Source organism: Bradyrhizobium sp. UFLA05-109, assembly GCF_054185165.1.
In genome coordinates, this window is the sequence record NZ_JBBIAR010000026.1 from 102,761 (window position 1) to 119,068 (window position 16,308).

Consider the following 16,308-nt stretch of genomic DNA (forward strand, 5'->3'; position numbering starts at 1 on the left):
AGGCGACATGGCGCGGCAGAGGCCTCCGCAAAACTCCGGGAACCCATAGGTTTATTGGTTAACGCCAGCGGCCGCCGCGCACTGCCGTCGCCATCGCGGCCGAGGTCAATAGAACTTGTGGAAATGATGGATCGGCCCATGGCCGTGACCGACGCTGAAGCGATCGGCAGCCGTAATCGCCGCGCTGATCCAGGCCTTGGCGTTGCGCACGGCCTGCTCGAGTGGCTCGCCCCGGGCGAGGCCCGCCGCAACCGCCGAGGATAGTGAGCAGCCGGTGCCATGGGTGTTTGGGGTCGCAACCCGCGGCGCGGCGAGCGCAATCACGCCGTCCGCGCTGACGAGATAGTCGATGCTCTCGGCGCCCTGCCCGTGCCCGCCCTTGATCAGCACCGCGCGACAACCAAGCGCGAGCAGGCGACGCCCCTGGCTCTCGATCTCGGCCTCGCTCTCCGCGACCTGCTCGTCCAGCAGTGCGGCAGCCTCGGGCAGGTTCGGCGTGATCACCGATGCGAGCGGCATGAGTTTTGTGCGCAACGCCTCGACGGCTTCTGCCGCCAGCAGCCGGTCGCCGGAGGTTGCGACCATCACGGGATCGAGCACGACATGCCGTGGCGACCATCGCGCGAGGCTGGAGGCGATTGCATCGATGCTGGCCGCCTGCGCCACCATGCCGATCTTGACCGCGCCGACATCGAGATCGGAGAACACCGCATCGATCTGCGCGGTCACGAACGCGGCGGGCACCGCATGAATGCCGGTCACGCCTTTGGTGTTTTGCGCGGTCAGAGCCGTGATCGCGGAGGCGCCATAGACGCCGAGCGCCGCAAACGTCTTCAGGTCGGCCTGGATGCCGGCGCCGCCGCTCGAATCGGAGCCCGCGATGGTGAGCGCTATGGGCGTCGTCATGGCGCGGCTTTCGGATGGATCGGGGGCATGGTCTGTCCTAACGCGCATACCCGGGGGTAGCAAGTTCGCTTGCTAAAGCCGGCCGATTTTGGCCTATTAGCCGCCAAATCATGCCTTCGGAGCAACCGCGATGGTTCCTTTCTTCGTCCAGATCAAATGCAAGCTCGGCCAGTCCTACACGGTCGCCAACGCGCTCGCCGAAGCCGAGATCGCCTCCGAGATCTATTCCACGGCGGGCCACTATGACCTCCTGGTGAAGTTCTATGTCGACAAGGACACCGACATCGGCCACTTCATCAACGAGAAGGTGCAGATCCTGCCGGGCATCCAGGACACCCTCACCATCATCACCTTCAAGGCGTTTGGCGGCCGCTAACTGTCCTGCTTCCGCTTCGGCGGCGGCTTGGGTCCCTCGACCGGCGGCAGCGATTTCAGATATTCGGCCATCGCGGTGCGGTCCTCGGGCGTGAGCCGCGCGAGATTCTTGATCACCGGCCGCATCGCGCCGGAGGCGCTGTCGCCCTCGGGCATGTCGCCGGTCTCGAGGAAGTCGGCGATGTCCTTCTCGCTCCAGTCGCCGATGCCCTTTTGCGTGATGTTCGGCACCCAGCCCTCACCGTCCGGACTGGGGCCACCGGCAAAGCGTTGCGACGTCATGAGGCCGCCGAGCAGATTGCGCGGGCTATGGCATTCGGCGCAGTGGCCAAAACTGTTCACGAGATAGGCGCCGCGATTCCATTTCGGCGAGCGCTGAGCAACCGCGACGAACGGCTTGCTGTCCATGAACAGCCATTTCCAGACGCCGACATTGCGGCGGATGTTGAAGGGAAACGGCAGATCGTGATCGCGCACCTTGCCCGGCACGGCGGGCAGCGTCTTCAGAAAGGCGAAGAGATCGCGGACATCGTCCACCTTCGCATGCGCGTAGGACGTATAGGGAAATGCCGGGAAGTAATGCGCGCCATCAGGCGAAACGCCTTTCATCACCGCATTGACGAAATCGGCCTCGCTCCAGCGTCCGATGCCGTCGGCCGAATCCTGCGAGATGTTGGGCGCGTAGAAGGTGCCGAACGGCGAGCCGATCGCAAGCCCGCCGCCGAGCCGCAGGCGGTCGGGCTGGCCCGGCACCGCATGGCAGGCCGAGCAGCCGCCGGCGTTGAACAGCTCCTCACCGTTGGCAAGATCGGGCGCGCGCGAGGCTGCAGGTAGCGCCATGGCGACCGGCGCCGTGAGCCACCAATAGAGCGCGAGGCCGAGACCGGCGGCAAGCAGCGCAGCAATGATCGTTCGTCGCAACATTCACGAAACCCATCGATGTCCGACGAACTTAAGGCTGCGGCTACCGCCGCTCCAGCCACGAATAATTTAGATGGTTTGAACGCTTGAGGGGAATAAATTCCAAGTCGCGCTGTTTGGACGTTTGCCACCTTTCGAGGTCAACAGGGAGAGAACCATGAACAAGCCCCTTTTTGCCACGCTCGCGCTGACGGCTGCCGTTGCGTTTGCCGGACCCGCCTGCGCGGAGAAACTGAAGGCGACGCTGGACGGCAAGGCCGAGGTGCCAGCGACGACCAGCAGCGGCACCGGCACGGCCGATCTCGACTATGACGCCGCCAGCAAGAAACTCTCCTGGACCGTCACTTATTCCGGGCTCTCGGGCCCCGCGACTGCCGCTCACTTCCACGGCCCTGCCGAAACCGGCAAGAATGCCGGCGTCGCGGTTGCGATCCCGAATGCGGCGTCGAGCCCCGTCAAGGGCGAAGCGACGCTCACCGACGCGCAAGCGGCCGATCTGCTCAGCGGCAAGTACTACGTCAACATCCACACTGCAGCGAACCCGGGCGGCGAGATCCGCGGCCAAGTGACGAAGTAAGCGCTGCGAAACGTTTCCGCACACAAGGCCGGACGCTCGCAGGAGCGCCCGGCCTTTTCAAGCCAGCGATCGAAGACATCGCGCGCCCGCTTCGATGGAGTCATGACGAGCCCTGCATGTATCGAACAGGGTTCTCCGGGTCCGACGTGAAGACGTCGGCAACTTCCGTGAACAGCAGTGACATCGCATTCTGCTTCAGATCATCGAACCTCTCGAAACTGAAATTGTTGCCGCCCATTCGTAATTCGCCGAGTCGTCCCGCATATCCGCTTACGATCGGCGCGCCCTGCCTGGTCACCGCCACGTACACGCTGATGTAGTTCTTCTGAAGAGCAACACCGATCACCGGCCATTCGGTGCTCTTCCCGGATTTGATCGCATAGCGAAATTTTCCATAGCCGATCATCTTCATCCGCATACCCGCCTCTCCCGCTGGTGTTCCCCTATGGAAAAACCGCTTGAGGGCCGGAGCAGCCTGAACGATCAGCCTGTGGAGGTTGACCAGGTCATGCTTTCGCTCCGGATCGAAATCGAGATAGGCCTGCAATGTGTCTGCCGTTACGCGGAACATGTGAGTCTCGACTGCTGTGGTTGAGCCAATACGCTGTCGGCGAATGGAGTTTTGCTCCACCCGAAGTTTGCCACGCGCCGACACCGCCTGCTTGATCGAAATTGATCACCACCAGACGCCGACGCGCAGCTTGCCTTGCCCATTGGAAATTCGATGGTTTGACCGGTGATTTCGGGTTATGGTCGTTGGTCGCACGCTTTGCGCAGGCGGCCGACTTTTTCGAACACGATGCAGAGTTCGCGCCGGGTTGCCGTTTGAATGGCTGAGCCAAGCGACGGCGCGTGACAAGGTCAGGTCATGGGCGTGTCGACCGATTTCCTCAACGGAGGCGGAAACATGGGCGCGCTGATGCGCGCTCACGATTGGTCGATGTCCCCGCTCGGTCTACCAGACCAATGGCCGGATACGCTCAAGTCAACAGTCGCAACTTGCCTCAATTCCCGCTTCCCAATGGTCGTCTGGTGGGGGCCGCAACTCATCATGCTGTACAACGATGCGTGGCAGCCGATCCTGGGCGAGACCAAGCATCCCCATGGCCTCGGCCGGCCGGGCGCGGACTCCTGGCCCGACACCTGGTCGATAGTCGGTCAGCAATTCGAAAGCGCCCTCAAAGGCGTCGCGAACTGGTCGGAAGACCTGCTGCTGGCGAGCGACCGCCACGGATACATGCAGGAATGCTATTTCACGTATTCACATAGTCCGCTGATCGATGCGACCGGCAAGATCGTCGGCGTCCTCACGGCCGTCGTTGAAACGACCGCGCGCATCCTGACCGAGCGCAGGATGCGCGTCCTGGGCGCGCTGTCCAAAGCAACGATCGAAGCAACGACGGGTGCCGTGCCGATCGAGGAGACCTGTCAGAATCTCCTGGATCTGCTCTGCTGCAACAATCCCGACATCCCGTTCGCCGTTCAATACAACGCCGACGAGAACGGGCACGCTCGACTCGTCGCCGCAAGCCAAATCGATTGCGCGCTGTTTCCGTCCTCGGTATCGGCCCTATCACCCGACGATGAATGGGGCATCGTCAACGTCCTCAATACGCGTACGCTGCGGATCATCGAGCGATCGCCCGAACCGCGGCCCGCGCTGCCAGGCGGCGCCTGGCCTGAGCCAACGACGCAACTCGTCGCATTGCCGCTTTTGCGCAAGAGCCCCGGTAACAACCTGGTAGGCGCGTTGCTCATCGGCGCCAATTCGCGCCTGCGTCTCGATTCAGAATATCTTGATTTCCTGATGCTGGTCGCCGCCGAACTTGCGGGATCGATATCGGCCCTCCAGAGCATCGAGACGGAACAGCGCTCCGCGCGAGCCAAGGAGCTTCTCGTGCGAGAATTGCAGCACCGAAGTCGCAATTTGCTCGCGGTGGTCCGGTCAATCTCGGAACGGACGCGTGCGGCGAGCACCTCGCTCGACGATTATGCAAGCGACTTCAATGGGCGCCTGGCCGCGCTTTCGCGGGTTCAGGGCCTTCTCTCCCGCGAGGCGTCGGAAGCGATTGGCCTTGATGAGCTCGTGCACATGGAAATGAATTCGCTGGGCGTGGCGGACTCCTCCGACGTCTCGATCGGCGGCCCGAACCTGGCCCTTCCCCGGGATTCCGTGCAGATGCTTTCGCTCGCTCTGCATGAACTGGGGACCAATTCCATCAAGCACGGTGTCCTCAATGGCTCCGGCGGCACCCTGGAGATCCGATGGCAGCTGGCAAGCACCGACAAGCCCGCTCTGCGTTTCGAATGGAGCGAACACAGACTCAAGCTCGCCGGACTGGTCGTATCGCATCGACATGGATTCGGCAGGACCCTGCTCGAACAGGGACTGCCCGGGCAGCTTGGGGCGACGACGCGGTTCGATTTGCGGCCCGAGGGCTTGCAGTGCGTTATCGAACTACCCGTTGAACCCGCAACGTGACGGCTGGGGAATAAGGCGAGCGATACCGATCCCACTCGCCCCACCTATCCCTCCGGGCTGCATGCGCAGCGTCAGCCACGCCGTGCGGCCTTGATCGCGGCGACGTCGATCTTCGTCATGCCCATCATCGCTTCGAATGCGCGCTTTGCTTCGGCACCGCCGGCCGCCAGCGCCTCCATCAGGACGCGCGGCGTGATTTGCCAGGAAATGCCCCACTTGTCCTTGCACCAGCCGCACGCGCTTTCCTGCCCGCCATTGCCGACGATGGCGTTCCAATAGCGGTCGGTCTCCTCCTGATCGTCGGTCGCGATCTGGAACGAGAAGGCTTCGTTATGTTTAAACATGGGACCGCCGTTGAGGCCGAGACAGGGCACGCCCGCGACCGTGAATTCGACCGTCAGCACATCACCCGCCTTGCCGGATGGGTAGTCACTGGGAGCGCGGCGGACAGCGCTCACTTTGCTGTCGGGGAACGTCTCGGCGTAGAAGCGGGCAGCAGCTTCGGCATCCTTGTCGTACCAGAGGCAAATCGTGTTCTTTGCCATTCGCAAGTCCTTTCAGTTCCACTCCAATCAGGTTCATTCCCCATCCCCGTCCGAGACAGGCAGTCTTGTCGATGCGCTCCAACCCTGTCCTTTGCCTAGCCATCATATCGTCGCAGCCAATGGCAATTTCTTGACTCGTCCCGCGTCAGCCATCAGATTTCGGACATACACTCGCGCGCGTTGCTCGAATCGAGCCGACGTCCACGGCTCTACCGAACGGGTGGTGTCGATCCATGAGCTTTATCATGCTGGCGACCAGGGGACTTGTGCGCGGGAAAGCTGGCGCGCTGCTCGCGCTTGTGTCGTCAGTCGTCGCGGCCGCGGCGCTTGTCTCGTCCTCCGGATCGGTCGTCGCACAAACCGACATGGAAAAGCAGGCTCAGTGCGAGCTGTCCTTCATCCGCGACACGCGATCGCCATTGGCGATCCAATACATTCGCTCCGCCTGCAACTGGCTCGCTCTCAACGGCGACTCCCTGTTGAACGAACGAAGCAAGGGCTACTATGCCTGCCTCGTGCAGCAGCTCTCGGGCGCCCAGGCCAATGAAGCCGCGGCCGCGATCATCTCGGCATGTCGCACCTCAAACCCGCTTTGACTCGCCGATCGCGCGCCTAGCGCATGATCCGGAAAAGTGTGGAGCGGTTTTCCCTCGCGACAAACGCGGAACGCGTTTGCGCGGAGATCATGCTCAAACAACAACCTGAAGCGCGATGACGATTCATCCTAATCTCATGCGCTTTTAGGCCGCGCTCAACGCCTGGGTGAGGTCCGCGATCAGATCCGAGGGATTTTCGATGCCGATCGAGAGCCGGATCGTGGAATCCAGAACGCCGATCTTCTTGCGGATATCGGCTGGAACGCCGGAATGGGTCATCGTCGCAGGCAGGCTGGCCAGCGATTCCGTTCCGCCCAAGCTCACCGCCAGCTTGAGGATTTGCAGCGCGTTCAAAAATTTCACGGCCGCTTCCTTGCCCCCAACGATGTCGAAGGAGAACGTCGATCCCGCGCCCAGGCACTGCCTTGCGAATACACGTCCGGCCGCCGAGGCCTCTTCGTGATGACCGAGGTAGTGAACCTTCGCCACCTTGGGGTGGTCGCGCAGGAAGTCCGCCACAAGGCGCGCGTTGCTGTCGGCTCTCTCCATGCGGATGCTCAGCGTCTCCAGGGAACGGCTGATCATCCAGCACGAATGCGGATCGAGTTGCGTGCCGATGGCGCCGCGCAGCGCCTTGATGCCCTTGATGACGGCCTTTGCGCCGAGCGCGGCGCCGGCGATGAGGTCGGAGTGACCACCGACATATTTGGTCAGCGAGTACAACGAAATATCCGCGCCGTGCTCGATCGGCCGCTGAAACACCGGTCCAAGCAGCGTGTTGTCGCACGCGATGATCGGCGTGTGGCCCTGGGCGTTCCCGATCGCGTCGGCAACGCGGCGGATCATCGCGATATCGACGAGGCCATTGGTCGGGTTGGCCGGGGTTTCGATGATGATCAAAGAAACACGGCCCTTGCGCATGGCCTCGTCGGAGGCCTGCTTGACCACGGCTTCGTCGATGCCATCGGCGAAGCCGACGGCGCCGATCGAGAGGCGCGCAAGCGTGTTCGTCAGCAGGGTTTCCGTCCCGCCATAGAGCGGCTGGGAGTGCAGAATGACGTCGCCCGGGCGGACGAAAGCGAGGATCGTCGTCGCGATCGCCGCCATGCCGGATGAGAACAGCGCACAGCTCTCGGTACGCTCATAGACCGATAGCCGGTCCTCGACGATCTCGCTGTTGGGATGATTGAACCGCGAATAGACCAGGCCCGCCCCCATCCCTTCCGGCGGCTCGCGCCGGCCAGAGACGAAATCGAAGAAGTCCTGCCCGTCCTCGGCCGTCCTGAACACGAAGGTCGAGGTCAAGAACACCGGCGGCTTGATCGCGCCTTCCGAGAGTTGCGGATCATAGCCATAGGTCAGCATCAAGGTTTCCGGATGCAGCATATGGTTGCCGATGTGGGTCTTGGACGGGAACGGTTTTGCCATGGCCTGTCTCGCTGTTCTCGATTCGGATCCTCGCCGTGCGTTGGAACCCTGCAAAGGAAAGGCGGTCAGGAGCTGGATGCGCCGGCATCCAACGACTCATCGTCAACGTCGCGGCGGCTGGCGATCAGGATAGCGCATACGCGACGCTATGGCAGCGATCGGTCAGGCGTGGCGGACAGATTTTCTCTGTTGGGTTTTCGTAGCCCGGATGAAGCGCAGCGTAATCCGGGACAAACCGAACGGCTCGCGCGTGCTCCCGGATTTCGCTGCGCTCCATCCGGGCTACAAGCTACGAGCTCTACCGGTCCGCAAGGGGCCGACCGGCTACTTCAGCTTCACGCGGTACGTGTCGTGGCAGTCGGTGCAGCGGTCGTTGATGCTGGTGTAGGCGGCCTTCAGGCTCGCGAGGTCCTTGACCTTGCCCTTGACGTCCGCGATCGCCTTCTGCACCGGTGGTATCTTGGAGTCGAAATCGGCCTTGTTCTGCCAGACTTTTGGCGACGCGCCGTAGGTCGCATTCACCACGTCCTGCTTGGGATTGACCTCGAAGGTCTTGGCGATCTTGGCGACATCGGCTTCGAGGTTCGTCAGCGCCTCATCGACGGCCTTCTGGTTGTAGTGAATGTCGCCCTTGGTCATCTTCAGGATGACGCCATACATGCTCTTGGCCTGCGAGCGCATCAGATTGTCCTGCTGAACGGCAATCTCCTGCTGCGCCATCACGGCGCCCGCACCCAGCAACAAGGTGCCCACGACAACAATCGTCCGTTTCATCTGGTCTTTCTCCGGGCTCGCAGACGTTTCACGAGCATGATCCGGAAAGGTGTGACGCAGTTTTCCGAAAAGATCATGCTCAAACAACAACCTAGGGCCGCCCACCCGTTCCACGGGAAACGCGGCCCATCCCCTGAATAGAACCCCGCCGCGGGGTTTTATTCCCGCGTGCGAAGATCACGCATTTAGAGGCTGTGACGACGGCGGTGCTCGTTGATCGCGATCCACACCCGCTCCGGGGTTGCCGGCATGTCGATGTGGTCGATCTTGTATTCGCGCCAGAGGCCGTCGACGATGGCATTGACGACCGCGGGGCACGAGCCGATCGCACCGGCCTCGCCCGCACCCTTCACCCCCAGCGGATTGGTCTTGCAGGGAACGTTGTGGGTCTCGAACACGAACGCCGGACCATCGGCCGCGCGCGGCAGCGCGTAGTCCATATAGGTGCCGGTGACGAGCTGGCCGTCCCCCGCGCCATAGACCACCTGCTCCATCAGGGCCTGGCCGATGCCCTGCATGGCGCCGCCATGCACCTGACCGGCAAGCAGCAGCGGATTGAGCGTCTTGCCGAAATCGTCGACGATCACGTAGTTGACGATCTTGATCACGCCGGTGGCCGGATCGATCTCGACCTCCGCCAGATGCGTACCGTTCGGATACGTGCCGTCGGCGCTTGCGAAGGTCGCACTGCCGTTCATCTTCGATGGGTCGGCGCCGGGGCGCTTGGCGAGATCGGCAAAGGAGATCGAGCGGTCGGTGCCGGCGATGCGGATCGCGCCGGCCGAAATCTCGAGGTCGCCTGCGCTGGCCTCCAGCGCCTGCGCCGCGATCTCCTTCAGCTTCTTGCCCAGCTCGCCCGTGGCACGCTCCACGCAGACGCCACCTGTGGGGATCGAGGCCGAGCCGCCGGTGCCGAGCCCGGTCGCGATCTCGTCGGTGTCACCCTGGTGGATATGCACGCGCTCCGGCGGTAGGCCAAACTGCTCGGCAACGATCTGGGCGTAAGCCGTCTGGTGACCCTGCCCGCTCGATTGCGTGCCGATCAGGACGGTGACGTCGCCATTGGGGTCGAGCCGCACGTTGGCCGTCTCTTCGCCCATCACGCCACAGATCTCGACATAGCTCGCGAGGCCAATGCCGCGGACCAGGCCCTGCTTCTTGGCCGCCTTGGCGCGCTTTCCGAACTCCTTCCACTCCGCGATCTCCATCGCGCGCTTGAGATGCGCGGCGAAGTCGCCGGAATCATAGACCTTTCCGGTGGCGGTCTTGTAAGGCAGCGCCTTCGGCTGGATGAAGTTCTTCCGACGAATGGCATCGGGCGTCATGTCGAGCTTGCGCGCGCAGGCATCGACGAGGCGCTCGATGACATAGGCCGCCTCGGGCCGGCCCGCGCCGCGATAGGCATCGACCGGCACGCTGTGGGTGAAGATGGTGCGCACGCGGCAGTGGAAAGCCTGGATGTCGTAGAGGCCCGGCAGCATGCCGGCGCCGCCGTGCGGGATATAGGGCCCGAAGGTCGACAGATACGCCCCCATGTCGCCCATGAGATCGCAGTCCATCGCGAGGAACTTGCCGTCCTCGGCCAGCGCCATCTTTGCGTTGGTGACGTTGTCGCGGCCCTGCGCATCGCCCACGAAATGCTCTGAGCGGTCGGCCGCCCATTTCACCGCCTTCTTCAGCTTTCGCGCGGCGACCGCCATCAGGGCGTATTCGCGATACGGAAACAGCTTTGTGCCGAAACCGCCGCCGACGTCGGGGCAGATCGCCCGCATCTTGTCGGTCGGAATGTTGAGCACGTTCTGGCAGAGGATGTCGCGCAGGCGGTGGCTACCCTGGCTGCCGACCGTCAGCGTCAGATGGTCGCGCTTGGCGTCGTATTCGCAGACGGCCGCACGCGTTTCCATGAAGCTTGCGACCACGCGCGGATTGACGATGGAGATTTCAGCGACCGCATGCGCTTTCGCAAAGGCGGCTTCGGTTGCGGCCTTGTCGCCGATCGAGACGTCGAACAGCACGTTGCCGGGCTTGTCCGGCCAGACCTGCGGCGCGCCCTGCTTCACGGCATTGACGACGCCGGTCACCGCCGGCTGCGGCGTCCACTTGACCTCGATCGCCTCGATCGCGTCGCGGGCCTGGTCGATGGTCTCGGCTACCACGAAGGCAATGGAATCGCCGACATGGCGCACCTCGTCCTTCGCAAGGATCGGGTAAGGCGGACCGGTGAACGGATCCGTTTCGAGATTGAACAGGCACGGCAGATTGCCGAGATCCCCGACGTCGTCGGCGGTCAGGATCAGCGCGACGCCGGGCAGCGCGCTGGCGCGGCTCACATCGATCGTATACTTGGCGTGCGCGTGCGGCGAGCGCAGCATCAGGCAGCGCAAGGCCGCGTGCGGCGCATAGTCGTCGGTGTAGCGGCCCTTGCCGCGGATCAGTACGTCATCCTCCTTGCGCAGCACGCTTTGGCCAACGCCGAACTTGATGGGAGCAGCCATTTTCTCTCCATGCCCTCATGGTTGTTTTGCCGCATATTGCAGCGGAACGGCGGGCAGCGCAAACGGCTTTAGCCATGCATGAAGGTCGCAGGCCGGGAAATGGCACCGCTCACCCGTCATAGCGGGAGTGCGCGAAAGGGCCCCGGCCCGCTCATTTCGCCTTGGAGGATGGGCGCAAAGGCTTCGGAGCGGCCACGATTGTTCGCCAAGCGCAATCCGCTCCCGACGCTTGATCCGTTACATCACACCACGGCCCCATAGATACCTCGTGCTATCTCTCAGCGTATCGATAGCTCGCTGACCGGTGATGTAGTCGACTTCAGCGCGCGTCAAGCCGATGTCCATCAGCTCCCTGTCACTCAGATCTTGCAAGGTGGTTCGTGAGCTCTGGCGTTGGCGCCGCTCCTGAAACGCACGCCAATATCGTTGAAGCAAGCCGAGGATGCTCCGCGTTGGTGCGATGGAAGGGGCGAGGCTGAGCTCTGCGGCATCGCGCCCGGTCTCGGACGTGATGTTCGTCTGTTGGGGTGGCATCGGATGCTCCTGCTGTTGTGCCGGCAGGGAGCGTGGCCAAACAAAAGGCCCCGTCCGATGCCGGCGGGGCCTGGTGAAAAAGATGTCGTCGTCGAATTCCTAGCGCGCGACTCCTTCCACGGCCCAGCCGAAGCGGGTCATGTCCTTGAAGTTGACGTTGCGCACTACCGTGTTCATGAGGTGCCAATACCACGGCGATCGGACAAAATCAAGGGATGTGCGGAGGTCGGCTACATCCTGGAGGCGAGCAGCTCGCGCCGGCGAATTCGCCCCCCGCAAAAACGGACATGACGAATCTATTGACGTTCGCCTAGCCGCGCACGAGCGAGAGCAGCCAGGCGCGACCGAATAGCACGAGGATGCAGAGCCCATAGACGATGGTGCCGCCGACAGCCAACAGCGCCAGCGTCAATTCGTCGTGGAAGCGCATCGAGGCAAGATAGGCACCGCCGAAGCGTGCGATCAGCCAGAAGGCGACGGCGAGGATGATCCCGGTCAGCAGGAATTTGACCAGCGACAACAGCCAGACGCGGTCCGGCACGAGAAAGCCGCGCCGCACTGCGAAGAAGAGCACCAGCAGCAGATTGGTCCAGACACCGACGGCGGTTGCCAGCGCCAGGCCGATCTGGGCGAGCGATCCCATCAAGGCAACCTTCAGGGCGACATTGACCGCGATGCCGGTCAGCGATGCCCGAACCGGCGTTGCCGTATCCTTGCGCGCGTAGAAGGTCGCGACCGCGCTGCGGATCAGCACGAAGGGGATCAGGCCGATGGCATAGGCAGCGAGCGTGGCGCCCGCGGCGGCGGCATCGGCCTTCGAGAACGCGCCGCGGGCGAACAGCGCGCGCATGATCGCCTCGGGCACGGTGATGAAGGCCGCGACGAAGGGCACCGAGAACAGCAGCGTGAAGTCGAACGCGCGGCGCTGCGCCTTCATCGCACCGTCGTGGTCGTTGGCCGTGATCCGCCGCGACATCTCCGGCAGCAGCACCGTGCCGATGGCGATGCCGATGACGCCGATCGGCAACTGGTTGAGGCGATCGGCATAGTAGAGTGCCGACAGCGCGCCTGCGGGCAGGAAGGTCGCGATGATGGTGTCGGCAAACAGAGCAACCTGCGTGCCCATCGAGCCCAGTGTCGCAGGCCCCAGCGCCTTGAAGAAGCTGCGGACGTCTTCATCGAGCTTGAGCGGCGCAAAGCGCGGCAGCCCGCCATGGCGCGCGAGATCACCCGCGAGCAGGAAATACTGGAGGAAGCCGGAAATCAGGACGCCCCAGGCGGCGGCATGGCCGGCACCTGGAAACCAGGCGGCGAGCGCCAGCGTCATCATCATCGAGACGTTGAGGAAGATCGACGCGGCCGCGGCACTTGCAAAGCGCTGCATCACGTTGAGCATGCCGCCGTAGAGCGTCACCAGCGTGATCAAAAGCAGATAGGGGAATGTGATCCGCGTCAGCTCGATCGCGAGGTGTCGCTGCTCGGCGTCCTCGGAAAAGCCGGGCGCGAGAATGCTCATGGCCTGCGGCATGAACAGCCAGGCGACGACCAGCAGCACGAGCTGGGATGCAAACAGCAGCGTGAAGATGCGGTCGGCGAACAGTTTTGCTGCCGCCTCGCCCTTCTCGCCATGGACATGGGCATAGGCCGGCACCCAGGCGGCGTTGAAAGCGCCCTCGGCAAAGATCGCGCGGAAGTGATTGGGCAGGCGGAGCGCCACGAAAAAGGCGTCGGCAACAGGGCCAGCGCCGAGGATCGCCGCGAGCATGATGTCGCGGGCAAACCCCGTCAGCCGCGAGAGCAGCGTATAGCCGCCAACTGTGAAAATCCGCCCGAGCATGCGCCCCTTCTAGAGCCTTATCGGTCAACCGATAAGGCTCTGAAGTCTGATGCGATCAAAAAAGACGGGGTGTTCGGCTGTTCACTTCCAACCGGGGAGAGGTCGGATTGCGCCTGGCGATGCGCATTGCTGTGCCCTCTCCCCTTGCGGGAGAGGGCTGCGCCGCGAGTAAACACAAACTCATTGGGGTGAGGGGTTTCTCCCCGCCCGTTCCATGCGGAGAGAGACCCCTCACCCGTCTCGCCGCTCTGCGGCGAGCCACCCTCTCCCGCAAGGGGAGAGGGGAAGTGCGGCAAAACGGCGAAATCAGGTTGAGATCGCGCCGCGCACGGCCGCGATGATTCGCTCCTGGGCCGCTTCGTCGAGATAGGCGTGCATCGGCAGGCTGATGACGTCCTCCGACAGGCTCTCGCAGACCGGCAGGCCGCCGTCGGCGACCGGATAGTGCCTGTAGGCGGTCTGCTGATGCATGGACTTCGCATAATAGATCGCGGTCGGCACGCCCTGGGCCTTCAGTGCGGCGGCAAAGCCGTCGCGGTCCGTACCCTTGGGCAGACGGATGGTGTACTGCGCCCAGACCGAGGTGCAGCCGGGCGCGAGCCGCGGCACGGTGACGACGTTGGACAGGCCACGCGCATAGCGTTCGGCCACCTTGTTGCGCGCCGCGATCTCGTCGTCGAAAATCTTGAGCTTCTCGATCAGGATCGCGGCCTGCATGGTGTCGAGCCGGCCGGTCAGCCCAAGCCGCACGTTGTCGTATTTGTCCGCGCCCTGGCCGTGGACCCGGATGCTGCGCAGCGTGTGTGCAAGTTCATCATCGTCGGTGAAGATCGCGCCGCCGTCGCCGAAGCAGCCGAGCGGCTTGGCCGGGAAGAAGCTGGTCGTGGTCGCCAGCGCCAGCGTGCCGAGCTTGCGGCCCTTGTAGCTCGCGCCAAAACTTTGCGCGGCGTCATCAATCACGAACAGGCCTTCGGCCTCGGCGATCGCGGCGATGGCGTCGTGATCGGCGGGTTGTCCGAACAGGTCGACCGGAATGATCGCGACAGGCCTCAAGCCGGCCTTCCGGGCGGTCGCAATGCCGCGCTTCAGGGATTCGGCGCTCATGTTGAAGGTCGCCTCATCGACATCGACGTAGACCGGTGTAGCGCCGGTGCGCGCCGCCGGCGAAGCGGTTGCGATGAAGGTGAACGACGGACACAGCACGGCATCGCCAGGCCCGACGTTCTTTGCCATCAGCACCATCAGAAGCGCATCGGTGCCGCTGGCGCAGCCCACCACATGCTTGGCGCCGCAATAGGCCGCGAGCTGCTTCTCGAGCTCGGTCACCTCCGGGCCGTTGACGAACTGGCAATGGTCGAGCACGCGCGTGACCGCGGCATCGAGCGAGGCGCCAAGCCGGCGGCGCTGCGCGCCGACATCGATGAAGGGGATGGGATCGGAACGCAGATGCTGGTTCATGGCGCCTTGCGGGTTGTCTTGCAGATTCTGGGTGGTCGACATCGAGACGGATCAGCCGGCGACGCGGCGCGGCCCCTTACGGGCTGCGGATGCCGCGGCAGGACGACTCGGCGCCTCCAGGCAGCGCGTGGCGATCTCGAGGCTCGCAACGCCCTCATCGCCCGTCACCGCCGGCGTCTCGCCGTGGCGCACCGCGTTGAGGAACGAGATCAGCTCGGCGCGCAGCGGCTCGTCATGACCGACCGGCAGATGCCGCATCGAATAGCTGCCGTCCGGCTTGAAGCCGAAGCATTCGGTGACCTGGCGCGTCAACAGATCGCCCATGACGTATTTGCCGCGGGTCGCGACCGTCACGCTGCGCGCCTTGAACGGCGTCAGCCAGTTGGTGTTGATGTGGGCAAGCACGCCCGACGCGGTGCGGAACTGCAACAGCGCGATGTCCTCGCGCTCGGCGACCGCACTCGACAATTGCGGTTGCACCTCGACGATATCGGACTCGGTGAACCAGCGGATCAGGTCGATGTCATGCACGGCGAGGTCGATCACCACGCCGACATTCGACATCCGCGGCGGAAACGGACCGACGCGCGTGATCGCAATGGACAGGATGTCCTCGCCCGCGATCGCCTGCTTGACCGCAGCGACCGCCGGATTGAAGCGCTCGACGTGACCGACCATCAGCGTCACGCCGGCCTCGCGGGCAGCAGTGACGATCTCGCGCCCCTCCTCCACTGTCGATGCGATCGGCTTCTCGACCATCACGTGGACCTTCCTGGCGATGCAGGCGAGCGAGATCTCGTGGTGCAGGTGGGTCGGCGCTGCGACCGTGACGGCATCGACGCCTTCGGCGACGAGCTGATCGAGCGTCTCGAAGCACTGGCAATCGGCAAGCTCGGTCGCACGCGCGCGGTGCGCCGGCGAAGGATCGACCACACCGACCAGACTGACGCCGGGAAGCCCCGCGAGCACGCGCGCGTGGTTGCTGCCCATCACGCCCGCGCCGATCACACCGACACGCAAGCCGGCCTTTGCCGGTGCAGATCCCTTGGAACTCATATGATCGAACCCCGATTCAACCCAAATCCCCGGCCACTTCCTAGCATGAGCGCCACATTTGTGGCGAATGCCGACATCGTAAGCCGGACACGATTTGATTCAAAAAATTACACGTTCCCCGGGCCTTAGCTCAGTTGGATGCCGGCCTTTGGGCCCGGATCACGTGATTCGGAGTTGCTGTTACGACCTTTGATAGTCGTCTTCAATCCGGATGATATCGTCCTCCCCGAGATAGCTGCCGGTCTGGACCTCGATCAGCTCCAGCATGATTTTACCGGGGTTCTCCATTCGGTGCACGGCACCCATCGGGATATAGATCGACTC

The 16,308-nt window shown here is 63.4% G+C and carries 15 protein-coding genes and 1 pseudogene; 4 read left to right on the forward strand and 12 right to left on the reverse strand.

Annotated features, from left to right (window positions below):
• Positions 1 to 105: 105 nt before the first annotated feature.
• Positions 106 to 906, reverse strand: coding sequence for a bifunctional hydroxymethylpyrimidine kinase/phosphomethylpyrimidine kinase (gene thiD / locus Q3C01_RS20425; RefSeq protein WP_458147103.1), 801 nt, complete (start codon positions 904 to 906; stop codon positions 106 to 108).
• Between the two features lie 130 nt (positions 907 to 1,036).
• Between thiD and Q3C01_RS20430 the strand changes: the two genes are divergently transcribed.
• Complete coding sequence (locus Q3C01_RS20430; RefSeq protein ID WP_027528612.1) at positions 1,037 to 1,282, forward strand: Lrp/AsnC ligand binding domain-containing protein; 246 nt, start codon at positions 1,037 to 1,039, stop codon at positions 1,280 to 1,282.
• On the opposite strand, the gene Q3C01_RS20435 is transcribed toward Q3C01_RS20430, so the two are convergent.
• Positions 1,279 to 2,205 carry a c-type cytochrome gene (locus Q3C01_RS20435; RefSeq protein WP_458147104.1) on the reverse strand — a complete coding sequence of 309 codons (927 nt, stop codon included), beginning with the start codon at positions 2,203 to 2,205 and terminating at the stop codon, positions 1,279 to 1,281. The genes Q3C01_RS20430 and Q3C01_RS20435 overlap by 4 nt on opposite strands.
• Before the next feature lie 154 nt (positions 2,206 to 2,359).
• Here Q3C01_RS20435 and Q3C01_RS20440 point away from each other — a divergent pair, with 154 nt between their 5' ends.
• Positions 2,360 to 2,779 (forward strand): CHRD domain-containing protein, encoded by a 420-nt coding sequence (locus Q3C01_RS20440; protein WP_458147105.1) that lies wholly within the window; start codon positions 2,360 to 2,362, stop codon positions 2,777 to 2,779.
• Between the two features lie 100 nt (positions 2,780 to 2,879).
• Here Q3C01_RS20440 and Q3C01_RS20445 read toward each other — a convergent pair whose 3' ends face one another.
• Complete coding sequence (locus Q3C01_RS20445; RefSeq protein WP_458147106.1) at positions 2,880 to 3,350, reverse strand: hypothetical protein; 471 nt, start codon at positions 3,348 to 3,350, stop codon at positions 2,880 to 2,882.
• 336 nt (positions 3,351 to 3,686) lie between these two features.
• On the opposite strand from Q3C01_RS20445, the gene Q3C01_RS20450 reads away from it, so the two are divergent.
• Positions 3,687 to 5,261: a PAS domain-containing sensor histidine kinase gene (locus Q3C01_RS20450; RefSeq protein WP_458147107.1), complete on the forward strand. Its 1,575-nt coding sequence runs from the start codon at positions 3,687 to 3,689 to the stop codon at positions 5,259 to 5,261.
• 71 nt (positions 5,262 to 5,332) lie between these two features.
• Here Q3C01_RS20450 and Q3C01_RS20455 read toward each other — a convergent pair whose 3' ends face one another.
• On the reverse strand, positions 5,333 to 5,806 hold the full coding sequence (locus Q3C01_RS20455) for a VOC family protein (protein ID WP_458147108.1): 474 nt from the start codon (positions 5,804 to 5,806) through the stop codon (positions 5,333 to 5,335).
• A 233-nt stretch (positions 5,807 to 6,039) separates the two neighbouring features.
• Here Q3C01_RS20455 and Q3C01_RS20460 point away from each other — a divergent pair, with 233 nt between their 5' ends.
• On the forward strand, positions 6,040 to 6,402 hold the full coding sequence (locus tag Q3C01_RS20460) for a VF_A0006 family four-cysteine protein (RefSeq protein ID WP_458147109.1): 363 nt from the start codon (positions 6,040 to 6,042) through the stop codon (positions 6,400 to 6,402).
• A 144-nt stretch (positions 6,403 to 6,546) separates the two neighbouring features.
• On the opposite strand, the gene Q3C01_RS20465 is transcribed toward Q3C01_RS20460, so the two are convergent.
• The 8 genes and pseudogenes from Q3C01_RS20465 to cpsB all read right to left on the reverse strand — a co-directional run.
• A complete protein-coding gene (locus Q3C01_RS20465) occupies positions 6,547 to 7,830 on the reverse strand; it encodes a cystathionine gamma-synthase family protein (protein WP_458147110.1) in 1,284 nt (427 codons plus the stop codon).
• Positions 7,831 to 8,154: 324 nt separating this feature from the next.
• Positions 8,155 to 8,604, reverse strand: coding sequence for a c-type cytochrome (locus Q3C01_RS20470; RefSeq protein WP_458147111.1), 450 nt, complete (start codon positions 8,602 to 8,604; stop codon positions 8,155 to 8,157).
• A gap of 185 nt (positions 8,605 to 8,789) precedes the next feature.
• On the reverse strand, positions 8,790 to 11,099 hold the full coding sequence (locus Q3C01_RS20475) for a xanthine dehydrogenase family protein molybdopterin-binding subunit (protein WP_458147112.1): 2,310 nt from the start codon (positions 11,097 to 11,099) through the stop codon (positions 8,790 to 8,792).
• A 237-nt stretch (positions 11,100 to 11,336) separates the two neighbouring features.
• Positions 11,337 to 11,633: a DUF1127 domain-containing protein gene (locus Q3C01_RS20480; RefSeq protein WP_458147113.1), complete on the reverse strand. Its 297-nt coding sequence runs from the start codon at positions 11,631 to 11,633 to the stop codon at positions 11,337 to 11,339.
• A gap of 310 nt (positions 11,634 to 11,943) precedes the next feature.
• Positions 11,944 to 13,470, reverse strand: coding sequence for a murein biosynthesis integral membrane protein MurJ (gene murJ, locus Q3C01_RS20485; RefSeq protein ID WP_458147114.1), 1,527 nt, complete (start codon positions 13,468 to 13,470; stop codon positions 11,944 to 11,946).
• A 306-nt stretch (positions 13,471 to 13,776) separates the two neighbouring features.
• Entirely contained in the window at positions 13,777 to 14,928 is a 1,152-nt protein-coding gene (locus tag Q3C01_RS20490; protein WP_458147117.1) for a DegT/DnrJ/EryC1/StrS family aminotransferase, read from the reverse strand.
• Positions 14,929 to 14,979: 51 nt separating this feature from the next.
• Complete coding sequence (locus Q3C01_RS20495) at positions 14,980 to 15,984, reverse strand: Gfo/Idh/MocA family oxidoreductase (RefSeq protein WP_458147115.1); 1,005 nt, start codon at positions 15,982 to 15,984, stop codon at positions 14,980 to 14,982.
• 180 nt (positions 15,985 to 16,164) lie between these two features.
• Positions 16,165 to 16,308 (reverse strand): annotated as a pseudogene (cpsB, locus tag Q3C01_RS20500) (mannose-1-phosphate guanylyltransferase/mannose-6-phosphate isomerase); the annotation flags it as partial.